The organism is Burkholderia sp. EMB26, from assembly GCF_024730645.1.
Lineage (GTDB): Bacteria > Pseudomonadota > Gammaproteobacteria > Burkholderiales > Burkholderiaceae > Burkholderia > Burkholderia cenocepacia.
Genome location: NZ_CP078071.1, coordinates 2,752,832 through 2,770,754, shown reverse-complemented (window position 1 = coordinate 2,770,754; position 17,923 = coordinate 2,752,832). Strand labels below are relative to the sequence as shown.

Below are 17,923 nucleotides of genomic sequence, written 5' to 3'. Positions count from 1 at the left end.
GCCGCGGCGCGCGCTTACCTCGCGCGCGGTCGCGCCCATCGTTCGATCGCACTGACGGCCCGCTGCAATCCCTCCTCCTGCGCGATGCGCGTGCCGAGCGCCGCCGCACGCGCCTTCGTCTCGCCGCGTTCGGCAAACGCGATCGCCCGTGCCAGCGCGGCCGCCTCCACGCGCCGCCCCGCGACCGGCGCATCCGCGACACCGAGCCGTTGCAGCCGGTTCGCCCAGAAGAACTGATCGCCCGCGAACGGCACGACCACCGACGGAATGCCGGCCCGCGCCGCCGAATGCGTGGTGCCCGACCCGCCGTGATGCATCGCCATCGCGACGCGCGGGAACAGCCAGTCGTGCGGCGTGTCGCCGATCACGCGAATGTGCGCCGGCAGCAGCGACGCATCGATGCCGCTCCAGCCCGGATAGAACAGCGCGCGCCGGCCGGCCAGCGCCTGCGTCAGCGCGGCGGCCAGCGCCGCCCGATCGAAGCCGGCCATGCTGCCGAACCCGATGTACACGGGCGGCTCGCCCGCGTCGAGAAACGCCGACAGTTCGGGCGGCGGCGTCCACGCACGCGCGTCGACCCGCCACTGGCCGCAGGCGTGCACGTTCGCCGGCCAGTCGGCCGGACTGGACAGCAGCGCCGGCGACACGCCGTACAGCATCGGATGATCGGTCCACACGTGCTTGCGCGGCGGCAATCCGCAGACGCTGGCGCGCGCCGCATTGGTCGACTTCCTGAACGCGTGCCACAGCAGCGCATTCACGAGCCGATGGCTCGTGCGATTCAGCCAGCGCGGCAGCTTCCCCGGCGGCAGGAACGGCGACGCGAATTCGGCGGTCGGCGTGATCGGGATCATGCCCGTGCCGATCGCCGGTATGCGGCGATACTCGGCGACCGACAGCCCGACGAACGACGCGAGGCCCGACACGAGCAGCGCATCGCACCCGGCCGACGCGTCCGCGACTTCTTGCATCCATGCGGCCGTGTTCGCATTCGCGATCGCCGCGAGCGCCTTCGACGTATCGTTGAAGCCGCCGCGCCCGCGCACCGCATCGGCCAGCGCGCCTTCCGGCGCGATCGCGCGACGGATATCGCCGGACAGCGGCGCCGACGGCACGCCGAGCGCGGCGGCCGAGCCGAGCGTCGCCGCGTCGGCCAGCAGCCGGACGTCGTGGCCGGCATCCAGCAGCGCGCGACCGAGCGCCGCGAGCGGACGCGTGTCGCCTTCGGTGCCGTAGGTGGCGATGACGAGTTTCATGCGGGGCTCCTCGTGCACGGCGGAAAAGGTTGGATTCAAAAAAGTGCACGTCGTATACTAATGCAATCCGCACACTTTCAGTCAATCCCCTGCCATGACGACTCCGACCGACGATCCGGGCCGCCGCGCGCGCAAACGCATCCAGATGCTCGCGCATCTCGCCGCGACCGGCGCGCGCCTGTTCGATGCGCACGGCTACGATGCCGTCACGATGGAGCAGATCGCCGCGCAGGCCGATGTCGCGAAACGCACGCTGTACAACCACTTTCCGACGAAGGAAGCCGTGCTCGCGCACTGGCTCGAAGGCGAACTCGCGCGCGATCTCGCGCATCTGCAGCACGACGTCGCGCGGCGCAAGACCTTTGCGTCGCGCATCGGCTGCGTGCTCGACGCGTCGGCCGCCTGGTGCGAGCACCATCCGGCGTACCTGCTCGCGTACCTGCGGCACCGCTTCCTGAGCATCGGCGCAGCCGAACCGGCGCGTGCGGGAGAGAACGGCAGCGACATCGCATGGGTGTGGCAGCAACTGATCGCCGCCGGGCAGCAGGCCGGCGAACTGAACGCCGCGCTGCGGGCCGATCAGCTCGCGACCTGGTTCCATCACCTGTATCTCGCGGCGATGCTGCGCTGGCTGACCGTGCCGGGGCTGTCGCTGAAACGGGAGTTTCAGTCGGTCGCGAAGCTGTTCATCGAAGGCGCGGAAGCGAAACGGTGACGCAGCCAACGCGTCGCGTGGCACACACATTGTTACAACGAACCCACACTTCGCATGCCAAATTTCCCGCGCGGCAGTATGCTGATGTCGTACGGCTGCGCACTGCGCATCGGGTAATCCCGTCGTTTGCACGCGACACGCGCCGCCGTCGCGACCGCAATCATGCGTTGCAAGGAGGGTTGTGATGGCTACCACGCATCAGCACTTCCACCTCGAACTACGGCACGCCACCGCGCCGACCTACTTCATCAGTTACCTGTTCCCTGCGTTGCTGTTCGTCTACGAACTGCTGCGCGTCGGCCAGTGGATCCGCGATCACGGGATGCAATTCGTCGCGTTCAAGCAGATGGGCTACGAGTATCTGCTGATGCTGCTGTTCGTCGGGCTGCAGATCGTCGTCGAGGCGATCTTCCTGCTCGGCGCCGCGATGCGCAAGGATCATCGCGATTTCGAGCACCGCTTGCCGAACGTGATTCTCGGCATCGGGCTTTCGATCGTACTGCTGGCGATCGATCTCGCGATCCAGCTTTCGTTCTGACCACCGGCGGGCAGGCGCCCGCCGGCGAGGGCGAGCGCGCTCAGGCGAGCGCGTCGCGCAGGCACGTCGCGACGGCGGCCAGCACGTCGTCGGTCCGCTCGCGGTGCGGCAGGTGTCCGCAGCGCGCAAGCAACAGGAACGACGACGGCCCCGCGACGCGCGCGGCGATCCGCTTCGGATGCACGTCCGACCCGTATTCGTCGTCTTCGCCGTGAATCGCGAGCGTCGCGCACTGCACGCGCGGCAGGTCGTCGTCGAGATTCCAGTCGCGAAACGCCGGCGACAGCCACGTGTCGACCCACGCGCGCAGCACCCATTCGGCCTTGTCGCCGTGATAGCGCGCGAGCCGGTCGAGTTGACCCGGCTCGTCGAACTGCCGCCCCGCGTCGCGAATGCCGGCCAGCGTGCGATCCTCGACGAACGCCTGCGCGGCGACGGTCACGAGCGCACGACACCGCTCAGGGTACGCGGCCGCACAGCCGACCGCCATCCCGCCGCCGACGCTGTGCCCGAACGCGACGAACGCGTCGACGCCGAGCTGTTCGAGTACCGCGGCGAACGCACGGTCGGCTTCGTCGCCCACGAACGTCGTGCCGAGCATGCCCGGATGCCGATCGGAACGGCCGAAACCGAGACGGTCGTACGCGATCACGTCGCGCTGCGTCGCGCGGGCGAGCTGCGCGGGGAAGTCGCGCCACAGGTCGACGCAGCCGAGCGAATCGTGCAGCAGCACGATCGGCGCGGCCGGCCCAGGCGCCGCAGGCTGCGCCGGCCCCGCACGCCAGCGTTTCGCAAAGAGACGCCCTTGCGGCGTCTCGACGGTCGTCTCCTCGGTCAGGATATCGGTCATGTGTCGGTCGTCTGCATGAAAGCGGCCGCGCGTCGGCGGCCGCATCGAATCCGCGCATGGTGGCCCGCCGGCGCGCGCAGCGTCAAGCAAGCCCCTACGGCCCGCGCGCTCATTCGGGCTGCGGCGGCAGATATTCCATCCGCGCCTCGTCGTACAGCCGGTAGATCAGCGCCTGCATCGCGCGGATGTCCTCCGATTCGTCGAGCGCGCGCATGCTCATGATGATCGGCGACACGAGGTTCGGATCGTCGAGCGGCTTGTAGCTGATGTCGTCGCGCTTGAGCCCGTACACGCTGTGCGGCACGACCGACACGCCCTCGCCCATCGCGACGAGGCCGAGCGCGATCTGCAACTCGCGCGTCTCGTAGATCCTGCGCGGCTGCAACGCGCGGTCGTGGAAGGCCGCGAGCACCTGGTCCGCATAGCTCGGACGCGGCGCCTTCGGAAAGATGATCAGCGTGTCGTTGACGAGATCGTGCAGCGACAGCACCGGTTTCGCGCTATCGAGCACGTGGCCGACCGGCAGCGCGACGATCATCCGCTCCTCGCGCAGCACGACGCGCCGCACGCTCGGGTCCTCATGGCGGATGCGCCCGAACCCGACGTCGATGCGCCCTTCCTTGAGCGCCTTGATCTGGTCCATCGTCGACATCTCGTGCAGGCTCAGCTCGACGGCCGGATATTCGCTGCGAAAGCGCCGGATGATCTTCGGCAGCATCCCGTACAGCGTCGAGCCGACGAAACCGACCGACATGCTGCGCTCGATCTTGCCGACCCGCTTCGTCATCGATTCGAGTTCGGTCGTCTGCGCGAGCAGTTGCACCGCGTGCGAATAGAAGAAGCGTCCGGCATCGGTCAGCTTCAGCGGCCGCGCGTTGCGCTCGAACAGCGGCACGCCGAGCGCCTCCTCGAGCTGCTGGATCTGCCGGCTCAGCGGCGGTTGCGCGATATGCAGCCGTTCCGCCGCCCGCGTGAAATTCCGCTCTTCGGCCACCGCGACGAAGTAGCGGAGATGTCTCAACTCCATGTTCGAATCCTCCCGGGACAGGCAACGGACGCTCACCCGGCACCGCGCGAATAGCGCCCGCACCGCTCACCCTCGCCGGCTATCCGTACCGGCCTCCTCGATCGCCTGCTTCCCGATCCCGTCACGATACCTCAGCCGGCGCCGATCCCGGCGCAAGCAGCGTCGTGCTGGCGACGACGCGCGGGGCTGCGCAAAGCAAAACGGGAAGCCGCGAGGCTTCCCGTTCGTTCACCGACGCCGCGCGGCGGCATCGTGTCGACCGCATCACCCCTCGGTCGCGTACAGCGCATCGCGCTGCTCGTGGCTCAGCGAGTCGAGCGGCACGTCCGGCAACTGATAGCAGATCATCGTGCCGTACAGCTCGGCCAGGCAGTTGCTGCCGGCGTCGAGCGCGTAGCCGTCCTCGCCGTCCGGCGCCGGCGGGTACACTTCGCGCCACGCGTTGATCGCGGCTTCGATTCGCACGATGGAAACGGGTCCGGCCTTCCGCTCGGCGGGTGATGCGCTCATGGATTCCTCTGGGTTGCGCGCTCCGCGGGCCGTGCCGGCCCGGCGGGAGCGATGAAAACGCCGGGCCGCTCGCCGGCCGCCGCGCGGCGCGCGCCGGATGCCGATCCGCGCCGCGCCTGTCGCGCCGGCCGGGCCGTGGCCCGGTAGGGTCGGGCAATATAACCGGCTTTGACCCCGTGCAGGCAAAAGCCGGGCAAAAAAAAACGGGAAGCGCGCGGCTTCCCGTTTCGTCGACCGTCGCGCGGCCGCCTGCCGCGCCGGCCTCAGCCCGCGGTTTCGCGGTTCGCCACCGGCCGCCGCTGCGCGCCGCGATTCGCGGCGATCCACGGCGCGATCTCCATGTCCTCGTAGCGCACGAACCGGCTCTTCTTCAGGAACCGGAAGCCGAGCCACACGACGACGAACAGCGGAATGCCGACATAGGTCGCGGCCACGCCGGCCCAGTCGATCCGGTTCGCGAGGAACGCCTGGTAGTCCTGGCCGAGCGCGATCACGAGGCACAGCACGAACGCGAACAGCGGGCCGAACGGGAACCACTTCGACTGGTACGGCAACTGGTCGAGCGCATACCCCTGCTTCACGTAGCCCTTGCGGAACCGGTAGTGGCTGACCGCGATGCCGAGCCACGCGATGAAGCCCGTCATCCCGGAGGTGTTCAGCAGCCACAGGTACACGGTCTTGTCGCCGTACAGCGACGTGAAGAAGCACAGCGCGCCGACGGCGGTGGTCGCGTACAGCGCGTTGCGCGGCACGCCGCCCGGCGACAGCTTCGCGAACACCTTCGGCGCGCGGCCTTCGGTCGCGAGGTTGTAGAGCATCCGCGTGGACGCGTACATGCCCGAGTTGCCGGCCGACAGCACGGCCGTCAGGATCACCGCGTTCATCACGCCCGCCGCGAAGGCCAGGCCCGCGTGACGGAACACGAGCGTGAACGGACTCACGCCGATGTCGGTCACGTCCGTCTTCAGCAGGTTCGGGTCGGTATACGGAATCAGCACGCCGATCACGAAGATCGCGAACACGTAGAACAGCAGGATGCGCCAGAACACCTGGCGCACCGCGCGCGGGATCGTCGTACGCGGGTTTTCCGATTCGCCGGCCGCGACGCCGATCAGCTCGGTGCCCTGGAACGAGAAGCCCGCGATCATCGCGACGCCCATCAGCGCCGGCAGGCCGCCCGCGAACGGTGCGTCGCCGATCGTCAGGTTGCCCCAGCCGTTGGCCGGCGCGCCCTTCAGAATGCCGAAGATCATCAGCAGCCCGACGCCGATGAACGCGACCACGGTGACGACCTTGATCAGCGCGAACCAGTATTCGGCTTCGCCGAAACCGCGCACGGTGAGCGCATTGAGCAGGAACATCACGCCGAGGAACGCCGCGCTCCACCACACGCCCGGCACGTCCGGAAACCAGTAGTGCATCACGAGCTGCGCGGCGACGAGCTCCACCGCGATCGTCACCGCCCAGTTGTACCAGTAGTTCCAGCCGAGCGCGAAGCCGAAGCCTTCATCGACGTATTTCGCGCCGTAGGTCGCGAACGAGCCCGACACCGGCATGAACGCGGCCATCTCGCCGAGGCTCGTCATCAGGAAGTAGACCATCAGGCCGATCAGCATGTACGCGACCATCGCGCCGCCGGGGCCGGCCTGCGAGATCGACGCGCCGGACGCGACGAACAGGCCCGTGCCGATCGAGCCGCCGATGGCGATCATCGTCAGGTGGCGCGCCTTCAGCGCGCGATGAAGCTTGGGTGGGTTCGCGGGCGAACCGGGTTGGTCGGAATTCGGAATTGCGGACATAAACGAGACGAACGTTGAGCGGGCCGGCATCCGTAGCCGGCGCATGCGGAATCGGAGCGCGGCGCGCGTCCTGCGATGCATTCGATGCGGCCCCGATACGCGTTGCGCGGCGGGCGCCTGCGGCGAAGCGCGGATTCTACCTGATTCGATACGGGGACAGCTGAGGTCGCCCCGCCCGCCGCCCCGCCGGAGATTTCGCGGAATCAACGGGTTGGCCGCGTCGGCGCGGCCACGGTCGCACGTCGTTGCAAAAGACCCCGATTACGAACGGGTCATTCGATATTCGTTTTTCCCCGTCACGACCTAATCCTGTCCCGATCCGCCAAATACCGCGGCAATACGCAAAATCGACCGATCAATACACCATTAATCAGACAAAAAGCCCGACACTGGTCATTGATTCAAATCAAATCGCCCGCGCGCCATGCGGTAATGATGCGTAACCGTTTCGAATCGCCGTATCCGCATGCATGTTTTGCATGCGCACGCGAAATTCAGGAATTCGCGGGATAATGACGCTTAATTCGAAATAATCCGCGCGCGGAACCGCAACGACGCGACCAGCCGCCGCCCGCCACCCCCGAGGATGAAGTCATTCCCGCTGCCCGCCACGCTGCGCCGCCATACCGCGTCGGTCGTGGCACGCATTCTGTCGCCCCGCGGCGTACTCGTGGCGGGCATCGTCCTGCTGATGTTCAGTTGGGGACTTTCCACGTCGCTATTAATCGAGGCGCGCCGCGACGCGTATGACCATGCGGTCGAAAATGCGCGCAACCTGATGCTGCTGATCGAACGCGATATCGCGCGCAATATCGAACTCTACGATTTGTCATTGCAAAACGTCGTCGACGGCGTGGCCGATCCGGAACTGATGACATTGCCGCCGCGCCAGCGCCACCGGCTGCTGTTCGACCGCGCGGCCACCGGCGCCTATCTCGGCTCCATTTTCGTGATGGATGCGCACGGCAATATCGCGATCGATTCGAGCGCATCGCCCGCGCGACAAGGCAATTTCGCCGACCGCGACTATTTCGCCGTGCACCGCGACCGGCTCGTCCCCGGCCTCTACATCAGCCGGCCGTACGCGTCGCGGCTGCGCGGCGGCGCGCTGACGATCGCGCTGAGCCGCCGGATCAACCGGCCCGACGGCACGTTCGCCGGGATCGTCGTCGGCACGCTCAGCATCGACTACTTCCGCGCGCTGCTCGACGGCCTCGCGGTCGGCCGGCACGGCAGCGCGGCGATCGTCGAGGACAACGGCACGCTCGTGTCGCGCCTGCCGTACGACACGCGGGTGGTGGGCCTCGACCTGCACGACTCGCCGCTGTTCGTCGACGCGCAGCGCAGCCGCGACGGCGAGCTGAGCGGGGTCGGCGCCATCGACGGCGTGCGGCGCGTCTATGTTTACAAGCATCTCGCCGGGCTGCCGCTGATCGTCGACGTCGCGCCCGCCGAGATCGACATCTATGCGTCGTGGCAGCACCGCGCGGTGTGGACCGTCGTGCTGATGAGCCTGTTCACGGCGTTCATCGCGTGGGGCTCGCTCGCGCTGTCGCGCGAGCTGAAGCGCCGGCAGGACGCGGAATCGAAGCTGTACCGGCTCGCGCACACCGATTCGCTGACGGGCCTCGACAACCGCGGCACGTTCGATGCGGTGCTCGCGAAGGAAGCCCAGCGCGCGTCGCGCAGCGGCCGCCCGTTGTCCGTGCTGTTCGTCGACGTCGATCACTTCAAGGCGTTCAACGACTACTACGGCCACCCGGCCGGCGACGACGTGCTGCGCCAGGTCGCGCAATCGCTGTCGCGCTGCCTGCGCCGCGACAGCGATCACGTCGCGCGCTACGGCGGCGAGGAATTCGTCGTCACGCTGCCCGACACCGACGCGCCGGGCGCGGCGACCGTCGCCGAAGGCATCCGGCGCGCGATCGCGGAGCTCGGGATCGAACACGTGAAAAGCCCGTACGGGCGCGTCACGGCCAGCATCGGCACGGCCACCGCCGCCGACGGCCGGATGAACGCCGCGACGCTGCTGCGGCGCGCCGACGAGGCGCTGTACCGCGCGAAGTCCGGCGGCCGCAACCGCGTGCTGGACGCACTGTCGAGCGCGGCCGACGCGTGACGCGAGGTGCGCCGTGACCTGACGCGGCCGCCGGCCGCCCGGCCCGTCGGCGCCGCCGTGGACAGCCCGCGCGCCTTCGGCTAGCGTTACGTCAGCTGCGCAGGCGGCGCGGCGCCGGCCCGCGCGGGCCGCCGTGCGCGTCCCGGCCCCCTCGACTCCGTCATGACCGCCCCGCTCCCGACCCGACTGCCGCCGCTCGTGCGCCACGCGCTCCGCCCGCTGCTCGACCCGTATCGCCGCTACCGGCACGCGAAGCTGATCCATGCGGCGCGCGTCGCGCTCGCGATTCTCGTGTCGATCGCGCTGTCCACCGGCCTGCGCGTGCCGCACGGCGAATGGTCGACGATCACCGTGCTGATCGTCGTCGGCGGGCTGCAACATCACGGCAACATCCGCAAGAAGGCAGCCGAGCGCGCGCTCGGCACGTCGATCGGCGCACTGGCGGGGCTCGGGCTGATCCTCCTCTACTCGTTCCTGCACGCGCCGTTCGCGATCTACCTGCTGATGGCCGTGGGGTGCGGTATCTGCGCGTATCACGCGATCGGCAAGGCCGGCTACATCGCGCTGCTGTCGGCGATCACGATGGTGATCGTCGCCGGGCACGGCGACAACGAGATCGTCGACGGCCTGTGGCGCGCGGTGAACGTGCTGGTCGGCATCGCGATCGCGCTGGCGTTCTCGTTCGCGCTGCCGCTCTATGCGACCTACTCGTGGCGCTACAAGCTCGCCGACGCGCTGCGCGCGTGCGCGGCCGTGCATGCGCGGCTCGCGGGCGACCGCCACGTGAGCGACGACGCGCACCTGAAGGAAATGGCCGCGCTGAGCGCGCTGCTCGTGCAGTTGCGCTCGCTGATGCCGTCGGTGTCGAAGGAGTGCGAGACGTCGATGGCGCAGCTCGAGGCGATCCAGCGCAGCCTGCGCCTGTGCATCGGTTATCTGGAGATCCTGTCGAGCGCGCTGCCGGCGCGCGACGACGTGGCGGCCCGCGAATACATGCGCGTCGAGATGAAGGGCGTGAACCGGCGCATCCGCGACACGCTGGTCGGGGCGAGCCGCGCGCTCAAGTTCGGCACGCCGAGCCGGCTGGCGCCGCGCCGCCGGCCGGCCGACCCGCCGCACGACGCGCCGCCGCCGCCGTTGTCCGGCTACGTGTCGATCACGGCCAAGCTGGCCGGCGAAGTCGACCAGTTGCGCGAGCGGCTGCTCGATACCGCGCGGTCCTGGAATATCTGAGGCGCCCGCTTCACGCGCCTTTCTTTCATATGCCTTTCGGCACATCGACGCGGCGCGCCGGCGACGCTGGGCACGGCCGGCCACCGATCCGGCCCCGGAAATCCGGCCCGCGGCCGGTTCGTCCGCGCGCGTGTTCGGCGGCGATGCAACGCCGCCCCGCACGGCGTTCTCCACCCGGTTAACCGCCCGTCAGGCCCGCCGCGACAGGCGCGACGCCGGTTCCGCACCAAAATCAGCCCTTGCCCCAACTTCCCGGACAGCCGATACTCGCATATTCCGCGAAATACGATCCCACCGGCTTCAATCCACGGTAATTCCTATGAGCACGATTCTCGAAAGCCTCCCGACCGGCCAGAAGGTCGGTATCGCCTTCTCCGGCGGCCTGGACACCAGCGCCGCGCTGCACTGGATGAAACTGAAGGGCGCCGTCCCGTACGCATACACGGCGAACCTCGGCCAGCCCGACGAAGACGATTACGACGCGATCCCGAAACGCGCGATCGAATACGGCGCAGCCGGCGCCCGCCTGATCGACTGCCGCGCGCAGCTCGTCGCCGAAGGCATCGCGGCGCTGCAAAGCGGCGCGTTCCATATCACGACCGCCGGCGTCACGTACTTCAACACGACGCCGATCGGCCGCGCCGTGACGGGCACGATGCTCGTCGCCGCGATGAAGGAAGACGGCGTCAACATCTGGGGCGACGGCAGCACGTACAAGGGCAACGACATCGAGCGCTTCTACCGCTACGGCCTGCTCGTGAACCCGGATCTGAAGATCTACAAGCCGTGGCTCGACCAGACGTTCATCGACGAACTCGGCGGCCGCGCCGAAATGTCCGAATTCATGAACCAGGCCGGCTTCGCGTACAAGATGTCGGCCGAGAAGGCGTATTCGACCGACTCGAACCTGCTCGGCGCGACGCACGAGGCGAAGGATCTGGAAAGCCTCGAAAGCGGCATCAAGATCGTGAACCCGATCATGGGTGTCGCGTTCTGGCGCGACGACGTGAAGATCGCCGCCGAGGAAGTGACGGTGCGCTTCGAAGCCGGCCAGCCGGTCGCGCTGAACGGCGTCGAGTTCAAGGATCAGGTCGAGCTGCTGCTCGAAGCGAACCGCATCGGCGGCCGTCACGGCCTCGGCATGAGCGACCAGATCGAGAACCGGATCATCGAGGCGAAGAGCCGCGGCATCTACGAAGCTCCGGGCCTCGCGCTGCTGTACATCGCGTACGAGCGTCTCGTCACCGGCATCCACAACGAGGACACGATCGAGCAGTACCGCGAGAACGGCCGCCGCCTCGGCCGCCTGCTGTACCAGGGCCGCTGGTTCGACCCGCAGGCGATCATGCTGCGCGAGACCGCGCAACGCTGGGTCGCCCGCGCGATCACCGGCGAAGTGAAGATCGAACTGCGCCGCGGCAACGACTACTCGATCCTGAGCACGAAGTCGCCGAACCTCACGTACCAGCCGGAACGGCTGTCGATGGAGAAGGTGGCGTCGACGTTCTCGCCGCGCGACCGGATCGGCCAGCTGACGATGCGCAACCTCGACATCACCGATACGCGCGACAAGCTGCGCGTGTATTCGCAAGTCGGGCTGCTGACGCCGGGCGAAGCGTCGGCGCTGCCGCAGATCAAGGGCGACGGCGACAAGTAAGTCGCTGCGTTCGACGCCGTGCCGCATCGCTTGCATGCGGCACGGTCGGGCAGGCTGCCGTGTGGCGCATCGTTGCGCACGCAGCCTGCCGCTTCCCCGCTCCCCGCCTGTCCGCTTTCCCTTCGTATTCGCATCCCGCCGCGTGACGCACCAACGGCACTGCGCCGCCGCGCCAGTCATGGCAAGCTGCGAGTCGTCCGATTTTCTGCGTCGACTCATGGCCCCCCTTACCGTCATCCACCTGAACGGCCCGATCAACAGCGGCAAGACGACGATCGGCCTCGCGCTCGCACGCGTGCTGCCCGACGCACGCTTCATCGACGGCGACGATCACGATGCGCCCGAAGACGCACCGTTCGACGTGCAGTGGGCGATTGCGCTCGAACGTCTCGTCACGCGGATCGCGAACGCGCGCGAACGCCATCTGGTCATCGCCTATCCGATCGGCGAAGCGGAATTCGAACGGCTGCGCGCGGCCTGCGAGGCGCGTGATGCGCGCCTGTTCGTCGTCACGCTCGCGCCGCCCGAAGCGGTCGCGGCGTCGAATCGCGGCGCGCGCGCGTTGACCGACTGGGAGCGCAACCGGATCGCGGAGATGTATCGCGAGGGCTATGCGGCGCGGCCGTTCAGCGAGATGGTGCTGGATACGTCCGCGGCGACGCCCGACGCGTGTGCGGCGCGCATCGCGCGGCAGGTCGCGGCGACGGCCTCGTAGCGACTGCGTCCGCATGCGCGTTCCGGCCCGCACGCGAACATGCGCTGACGCTGACGTTCCCACCGGCCGATCGCGCGCCACCGCGCACGAAGCCGGACGGATACGTCACGCGCCCGTCGGGCTGCCCTGCCGCGCGCACATTGCGGCGCTCACGAGTGATGCCGCACGCCCGGCACGGCCGCTTCCCGCGCCCCTTTGCGGCTCAGCATCAGCGTGACGACCGCCGACACCGCGAGCGTGCCGGCCACCACGTACAACCCCGCCGCATATCCGCCCGTCGCATGCTTGAGCCAACCGATCGCGAACGGCCCGACGAATCCGCCGAGATTGCCGATCGAATTGATCATCGCGATCCCCGCGGCCGCGCCGGCCCCCGACAGGAACGCACTGGGCATCGCCCACAGCGGCGCCTTCGCCGCACTGATCCCGATGTTGACGACGACCAGCGCGAGCACGGTCAGCAGCGCCGTATTCGCCTGCGCCGCGAACACGAACCCGATGCACGCCAGCACACATGGAATCACGACGTGCCAGGTGCGCTCGCCGGTGCGATCCGAATGTCGCGCCCACACGATCATCGCGACCACGGCGGCAATGCTGGGGATACCGGTCAGCAGGCCCGTCTGCAACGCGGTGAAGCCGAACTGCTTGACCATCAGCGGCGCCCACAGCCCGAGCGTATAGAGCCCCGCCGACGTGCCGAAGTAGATCAGCGCGAGCGCGAGCACCCGCGGATCGCGCAGGGCCTGCCACGCACCGGCCGTGTGCCCGACGTGCGTGTGGCGCGCGTCCGCTTCCGCTTTCAGCTTCGCGATCAGCCAGTCGCGCTCGTCGGCGCGCAGCCACGCGGCCTGCGACGGCGCATCGGTCAGGCGCTTCAGCACGACGAAGCCGAGCACGACCGCCGGCAGCGCTTCGACGATGTACAGCATCTGCCAGTCGGCGAGGCCGAACATCGGCGGCATCTGCATGATCGCGCCCGACAGCGGCGAGCCGATCGCGGTCGAGATCGGCGCGGCCGCCATGAACCACGCGGCGGCCACCGCGCGCTGCTTCGCGGGGAACCACAGGCTCAGGTACAGGATGATGCCGGGGAAGAAACCGGCTTCGGCCATGCCGAGCAGGAAACGCAGCACGTAGAAGCTGGTCGGCCCGGCCGCGAACGCGGACACGGCCGACACGATGCCCCACGTGATCATCACGCGCGCGATCCAGATGCGCGCGCCGACGCGGTGGAGAATCAGGTTGGACGGCACTTCGAACAGGAAGTAGCCGATGAAGAACAGGCCGCCGCCGAACCCGAACGCGGTCGGCGACAGGCCGATCGCCCGGTTCATCGTCATCGCGGCAAAGCCGACGTTGACGCGATCGAGAAAGCTGACGAAGTAAAGCAGCATCACGAACGGAATGATGCGCCACATCAGTTTCCGCGCGACGCGGGTTTCCAGATCCGCTTGCATGTGTCTCCTCCTTCGAGGTCGGGCCGTGCGCCGTCGGTCGGTGGACCGCGAGCGCCGGCCGGCGCCCGGCTCGCGTCGGATGCGCGAGTCGCGGGCAGAAAAAATGCCGAGTGAAGCGAACGGGCGGCGCGCGGCTGGCATGCGCACATGCGCGTGCCGGCCGCGCCGCGCCGCCGTCAGGCCGCCACCGCCGCGTTCGCGACGCGCTCGCAGACGGCCGCCGTCACCTGCGCGGTCGTCGCGCGGCCGCCGAGGTCGCGCGTATGCAGCGACGGGTCGGCCGTCACGGCCTCGATCGCGTGCATCACACGCGCGGCCGCTTCCGTCTCGCCGAGATGCTCGAGCAGCATCACGACCGACCAGAACGTGCCGACCGGATTCGCGAGCCCCTTGCCCATGATGTCGAATGCGGAGCCGTGGATTGGCTCGAACATCGACGGATAGCGGCGCTCGGGATCGATGTTGCCGGTCGGCGCGATGCCGAGGCTGCCCGCGAGCGCGGCGGCAAGATCGCTGAGGATGTCCGCGTGCAGGTTGGTCGCGACGATCGTGTCGAGCGACGCCGGGCGGTTGACCATGCGCGCGGTTGCCGCATCGACGAGTTCCTTGTCCCACGTCACGTCGGGAAACTCCGGTGCGATCTGCTTCGCGATCTCGTCCCACATCACCATCGCATGCCGCTGCGCATTGCTCTTCGTGATGACGGTCAGCAGCTTGCGTGGGCGCGACTGCGCGAGCCGGAATGCGAAACGCATGATGCGTTCGACGCCGGCGCGCGTGAGGATCGACACATCGGTCGCGGCCTCGATCGGATGGCCCTGGTGCACGCGGCCGCCGACGCCCGCGTATTCGCCTTCCGAGTTCTCGCGCACGATCACCCAGTTCAGGTCGTCCGGCCCGCAGCGCTTCAGCGGCGCGTCGATGCCCGGCAGGATGCGCGTCGGACGCACGTTCGCGTACTGGTCGAAGCCCTGGCAGATCTTCAGGCGCAGCCCCCACAGCGTCACGTGATCGGGCACGTCCGGGTCGCCCGCGGAGCCGAACAGGATCGCGTCCTTGCCGCGCAGCGCGTCGAGACCGTCGGCCGGCATCATCGCGCCATGCCGGCGGTAGTAATCGGCGCCCCAGTCGAAATCCTCGAACTCGAACGCGAAGCGGTCGCTGCCGCGGGCCAGCGCCTCCAGCACCTGCTTGCCAGCCGGCACCACTTCCTTGCCGATGCCGTCGCCGGGAATCGTTGCGATACGGTAGGTCTTCATGCGGACATCCTCGATTGATCGTGAGCGTGAACGCACTTTACCGAACCGGGAGTGTAGAAACCGGGGCTATACTCAAAGCATCTTTAACTTCAATTCACGAATCCCGTCATGGCGGATACCGTCCAGCCGGCCGATCTCGGCTTCTTCTCGACGCTGGCCGCGTCGGGCAGCCTGAGCGCGGCCGCGCGCGAACTCGGGCTGACCGCGGCGGCCGTCAGCAAGCGGCTCACGCAGATGGAGCGGCGCGCGGGCGTGACGCTCGTCAATCGCACGACGCGGCGAATGATGCTGACGCCCGAAGGCGACGTGTACCTCGAATACGCACGCCGGATCCTCGACCAGATGGACGAACTCGGCGAGCTGCTCGGCAGCGCGAAACAGCGACCGAAAGGCCTGCTGCGCGTGAATGCGACGCTCGGGTTCGGGCGCAGCCACGTCGGCCCGGCGATCTCGCGCTTCGTCGCGCGCTATCCGGAGGTGTCGGTGCAGTTGCAGCTGTCGGTGATGCCGCCACCGCTCACCGACGACGCGTTCGACGTGTGCATCCGCTTCGGCGAACCGCCCGACACGCGCGTCGTCGCGCGGCGGCTCGCGCCGAACCGCCGGCTGCTGTGCGCGGCCCCCGCGTATCTCGCGCGCCACGGGACGCCCGGCACGCCGCACGACCTGACGCGGCACAACTGCATCGGCATCCGGCAAGGCGACGAAGGTTACGGCGTGTGGCGCCTGACGAGCGGACGCGGCGCGGCCCGCCACACGGAAGCCGTGCGGATCAACGGCAACCTGACGACGAACGACGGCGAGATCGCGGTGAAGTGGGCACTCGACGGGCACGGCATCCTGATGCGCGCGGAATGGGATCTGCGCGACTATCTCGCCGACGGGCGGCTGGTCGTCGTGCTGCCGGATCATGAAACGCCGAGCGCCGACATCTATGCGGTGTATGCGCAGCGGCACCAGATGTCCGCGCGGATTCGCGCGTTCGTCGATTTTCTGGCGGAAGAATTGGGACGGCTGACGGCGATCTAGGGCGGCGGTTCCCTACCCGTGGCAGCGTACGGTTTCGGGTCGCGGCGTATCGCTGCACGGATGTTCACCTAGCCTACGTGGGCCATATTCCGGCGAGTTTCGTGCTGCGTCGCCCAACTATCGACATCATCCGATACGTACCGGATGGCCCGCGCGTTACGCCTCGCAACCATTTGAGGACTTGCCGTCGGCATCCCGCCGTCAGGCTGCCGCGACCAGTCCGCTGTAGCGGTCGCAGGGAGCGGCGGCATCCTGCGCCGGCCGCCACCCTACCGCCCCCGCCGCCGCCAGCCCTGTGTGTTCCTTCCCGGCCTGCACGAAACGCTCCGCGATCCAGTCGACGAACGCGCGCACGCCGGGCGACACATGCGGGCGCTTCACGTAGACGACCGACACGGCGAGCGCATCGGGTTGCCAACACGGCAGCACCTCCCGCAGCCGTCCCGCCTCGATCAGCGGCTGCGCGGCGACGCGCGTCGGCTGGATCAGTCCAAGGCCGTGCACGCCGCAGGCGAGATACGCCTGCTCGTCGTCCACGCTGACGATGCCGTCGAGCCGCACCTTGCGCACCGCGTCGTCCACCATGAACTCGAGCTCCGCCGGACGCTGGCCGAACACGTGCGATCCGCAAATCGCACGATGCGCGCCCAGATCGTCGGGTGTGCGCGGCACGCCGAAGCGGTCGAGATACGCGGGGCTCGCGCAGGTCACGCGCTCGAGCGCGCCGAGCCGGCGCGCGACGAGCGACGAATCGGGCAGCGCACCGAGCCGGACGCTGCAATCGATCGCGTCGCCGATGCGGTCGCCCGCGCGCCCGGCCACGGCGAGCCTCAGCTCCAGATCGGGATGCCGGGTATGAAATTCGCCGAGCGCCGGCAACACGATCGCGCCCGCCACCGACGCCGGCAATTCGACGCGCAGCGGCCCGCTCGGATGCAGCGCGGCGCCGCGGATGCTCGCTTCGAGCTCGTCGACGTCCGCCGTGATGCTGACGCAGCGCCGGTAATACGCGTCGCCTTCGGGCGTCGGCCGCAGCGCGCGCGTCGTGCGCACCAGCAGCGGCATGCCGAGCGCCGCTTCGAGCTCCTGCACGGTGCGCGTGGCGGTGGCGCGCGAAATGCCGAGCGCCTGCGCCGCGCGCGTAAAACTGTTCATTTCGACGATGCGCGTGAAGATGCGCATCGCGCGGATCGGATTGTCCACCGGACACCTCTGCATGGTTGCACTCTGCCGCGGCGCGCGTTCGCGCACCGTGCGTGCGTGTCGATGTCGACGCAAGCCGCGCGCCGGCGCGGCCGTCGGGTCAGGCGTTCGCCGCCGCGACGCCGGGCGCCGGTTCGGCGAGCAGCCGTTGCGCGAGCGCCAGCGCGTCGTCGCGGCTCGCCGCCGCGTTCAGCGGATACCCCCAGACCTTCTCGAAGGCACCCGAAAAGGCATTGAGCGCCACGCGCCGCGCCGCATTGGGCTCGATCGCGATCATCCCGGGAATCCATTCGCGCGACAGCGCGCGGTTGGCCTTGCTCCACTTCGCGAGCTGCTTGCGCATCTCGTGATCGTTGTCGGCGCGATCGTCGCCGGACGGCGCGTCGTCGGTCAGAAGAACGAAGCGTTCGCGGCGCGCCAGCAGCGCGTCGAGTTCGGCAAGCAGGCGGGCGGGATCGGTGTGGGTCGAGCCGCTGTAACGCAGCCAGACAAACGGGAATTCAGTCGTGACGATTTGCATGTTGGCCTCCAGATGAGAACGATTCTCATTTTA

At 68.5% G+C, this 17,923-nt stretch carries 16 protein-coding genes; 7 read left to right on the top strand and 9 right to left on the bottom strand.

All coding sequences use genetic code 11. The features are described 5' to 3' along the window. Positions 1-14: 14 nt before the first annotated feature. Positions 15-1,256 carry a glycosyltransferase gene (locus KU887_RS29215; RefSeq protein WP_059722508.1) on the bottom strand — a complete coding sequence of 414 codons (1,242 nt, stop codon included), beginning with the start codon at positions 1,254-1,256 and terminating at the stop codon, positions 15-17. A gap of 94 nt (positions 1,257-1,350) precedes the next feature. Here KU887_RS29215 and KU887_RS29210 point away from each other — a divergent pair, with 94 nt between their 5' ends. Together KU887_RS29210 and KU887_RS29205 are read left to right on the top strand one after the other, a co-directional pair. After that, positions 1,351-1,971, top strand: a complete 621-nt coding sequence (locus tag KU887_RS29210; RefSeq protein ID WP_006482520.1) for a TetR/AcrR family transcriptional regulator — start codon at positions 1,351-1,353, stop codon at positions 1,969-1,971. A 184-nt stretch (positions 1,972-2,155) separates the two neighbouring features. Next, the gene (locus tag KU887_RS29205; protein WP_006482519.1) at positions 2,156-2,509 is read left to right on the top strand and encodes a hypothetical protein; all 354 of its coding nucleotides are present in this window, start codon (positions 2,156-2,158) and stop codon (positions 2,507-2,509) included. A gap of 40 nt (positions 2,510-2,549) precedes the next feature. On the opposite strand, the gene KU887_RS29200 is transcribed toward KU887_RS29205, so the two are convergent. From KU887_RS29200 to KU887_RS29185, 4 genes are all read right to left on the bottom strand, one after another. After that, entirely contained in the window at positions 2,550-3,359 is an 810-nt protein-coding gene (locus KU887_RS29200) for an alpha/beta fold hydrolase (RefSeq protein ID WP_258256556.1), read from the bottom strand. A gap of 109 nt (positions 3,360-3,468) precedes the next feature. Beyond that, positions 3,469-4,386, bottom strand: a complete 918-nt coding sequence (locus KU887_RS29195; RefSeq protein ID WP_006482538.1) for a LysR family transcriptional regulator — start codon at positions 4,384-4,386, stop codon at positions 3,469-3,471. A gap of 264 nt (positions 4,387-4,650) precedes the next feature. Next, on the bottom strand, positions 4,651-4,896 hold the full coding sequence (locus tag KU887_RS29190; protein WP_006482527.1) for a DUF3717 domain-containing protein: 246 nt from the start codon (positions 4,894-4,896) through the stop codon (positions 4,651-4,653). A 263-nt stretch (positions 4,897-5,159) separates the two neighbouring features. Next, a complete protein-coding gene (locus KU887_RS29185; RefSeq protein WP_060267776.1) occupies positions 5,160-6,695 on the bottom strand; it encodes an amino acid permease in 1,536 nt (511 codons plus the stop codon). Between the two features lie 586 nt (positions 6,696-7,281). Here KU887_RS29185 and KU887_RS29180 point away from each other — a divergent pair. The 4 genes from KU887_RS29180 (at position 7,282) to KU887_RS29165 (ending at position 12,419) form a co-directional block, all read left to right on the top strand. Next, positions 7,282-8,814 carry a sensor domain-containing diguanylate cyclase gene (locus KU887_RS29180; RefSeq protein ID WP_258256555.1) on the top strand — a complete coding sequence of 511 codons (1,533 nt, stop codon included), beginning with the start codon at positions 7,282-7,284 and terminating at the stop codon, positions 8,812-8,814. Between the two features lie 162 nt (positions 8,815-8,976). Beyond that, positions 8,977-10,047 carry an FUSC family protein gene (locus KU887_RS29175; RefSeq protein WP_012493157.1) on the top strand — a complete coding sequence of 357 codons (1,071 nt, stop codon included), beginning with the start codon at positions 8,977-8,979 and terminating at the stop codon, positions 10,045-10,047. Between the two features lie 319 nt (positions 10,048-10,366). Continuing rightward, positions 10,367-11,704, top strand: coding sequence for an argininosuccinate synthase (gene argG / locus KU887_RS29170; RefSeq protein WP_006496064.1), 1,338 nt, complete (start codon positions 10,367-10,369; stop codon positions 11,702-11,704). A gap of 217 nt (positions 11,705-11,921) precedes the next feature. Next, positions 11,922-12,419, top strand: a complete 498-nt coding sequence (locus KU887_RS29165; RefSeq protein ID WP_006487487.1) for a hypothetical protein — start codon at positions 11,922-11,924, stop codon at positions 12,417-12,419. A 149-nt stretch (positions 12,420-12,568) separates the two neighbouring features. Here KU887_RS29165 and KU887_RS29160 read toward each other — a convergent pair whose 3' ends face one another. Beyond that, entirely contained in the window at positions 12,569-13,879 is a 1,311-nt protein-coding gene (locus KU887_RS29160; RefSeq protein ID WP_077020905.1) for an MFS transporter, read from the bottom strand. Positions 13,880-14,055: 176 nt separating this feature from the next. Continuing rightward, positions 14,056-15,138, bottom strand: a complete 1,083-nt coding sequence (locus KU887_RS29155; RefSeq protein ID WP_058902809.1) for a tartrate dehydrogenase — start codon at positions 15,136-15,138, stop codon at positions 14,056-14,058. A gap of 108 nt (positions 15,139-15,246) precedes the next feature. Between KU887_RS29155 and KU887_RS29150 the strand changes: the two genes are divergently transcribed. Further along, complete coding sequence (locus tag KU887_RS29150; protein WP_006490478.1) at positions 15,247-16,167, top strand: LysR substrate-binding domain-containing protein; 921 nt, start codon at positions 15,247-15,249, stop codon at positions 16,165-16,167. A 201-nt stretch (positions 16,168-16,368) separates the two neighbouring features. On the opposite strand, the gene KU887_RS29145 is transcribed toward KU887_RS29150, so the two are convergent. After that, a complete protein-coding gene (locus tag KU887_RS29145) occupies positions 16,369-17,370 on the bottom strand; it encodes a LysR family transcriptional regulator (RefSeq protein ID WP_258256548.1) in 1,002 nt (333 codons plus the stop codon). Positions 17,371-17,470: 100 nt separating this feature from the next. Further along, entirely contained in the window at positions 17,471-17,890 is a 420-nt protein-coding gene (locus KU887_RS29140) for an ATP--cob(I)alamin adenosyltransferase (protein ID WP_006490454.1), read from the bottom strand. Positions 17,891-17,923: the final 33 nt, after the last annotated feature.

Coding starts and splice junctions, on each gene's coding strand:
- KU887_RS29215 (WP_059722508.1), bottom strand. CDS start 1,256: ATGAAACTCGTCATCGCCACCTACGGCACCGAAGGCGACACGCGTCCG.
- KU887_RS29210 (WP_006482520.1), top strand. CDS start 1,351: ATGACGACTCCGACCGACGATCCGGGCCGCCGCGCGCGCAAACGCATC.
- KU887_RS29205 (WP_006482519.1), top strand. CDS start 2,156: ATGGCTACCACGCATCAGCACTTCCACCTCGAACTACGGCACGCCACC.
- KU887_RS29200 (WP_258256556.1), bottom strand. CDS start 3,359: ATGACCGATATCCTGACCGAGGAGACGACCGTCGAGACGCCGCAAGGG.
- KU887_RS29195 (WP_006482538.1), bottom strand. CDS start 4,386: ATGGAGTTGAGACATCTCCGCTACTTCGTCGCGGTGGCCGAAGAGCGG.
- KU887_RS29190 (WP_006482527.1), bottom strand. CDS start 4,896: ATGAGCGCATCACCCGCCGAGCGGAAGGCCGGACCCGTTTCCATCGTG.
- KU887_RS29185 (WP_060267776.1), bottom strand. CDS start 6,695: ATGTCCGCAATTCCGAATTCCGACCAACCCGGTTCGCCCGCGAACCCA.
- KU887_RS29180 (WP_258256555.1), top strand. CDS start 7,282: ATGAAGTCATTCCCGCTGCCCGCCACGCTGCGCCGCCATACCGCGTCG.
- KU887_RS29175 (WP_012493157.1), top strand. CDS start 8,977: ATGACCGCCCCGCTCCCGACCCGACTGCCGCCGCTCGTGCGCCACGCG.
- argG (WP_006496064.1), top strand. CDS start 10,367: ATGAGCACGATTCTCGAAAGCCTCCCGACCGGCCAGAAGGTCGGTATC.
- KU887_RS29165 (WP_006487487.1), top strand. CDS start 11,922: ATGGCCCCCCTTACCGTCATCCACCTGAACGGCCCGATCAACAGCGGC.
- KU887_RS29160 (WP_077020905.1), bottom strand. CDS start 13,879: ATGCAAGCGGATCTGGAAACCCGCGTCGCGCGGAAACTGATGTGGCGC.
- KU887_RS29155 (WP_058902809.1), bottom strand. CDS start 15,138: ATGAAGACCTACCGTATCGCAACGATTCCCGGCGACGGCATCGGCAAG.
- KU887_RS29150 (WP_006490478.1), top strand. CDS start 15,247: ATGGCGGATACCGTCCAGCCGGCCGATCTCGGCTTCTTCTCGACGCTG.
- KU887_RS29140 (WP_006490454.1), bottom strand. CDS start 17,890: ATGCAAATCGTCACGACTGAATTCCCGTTTGTCTGGCTGCGTTACAGC.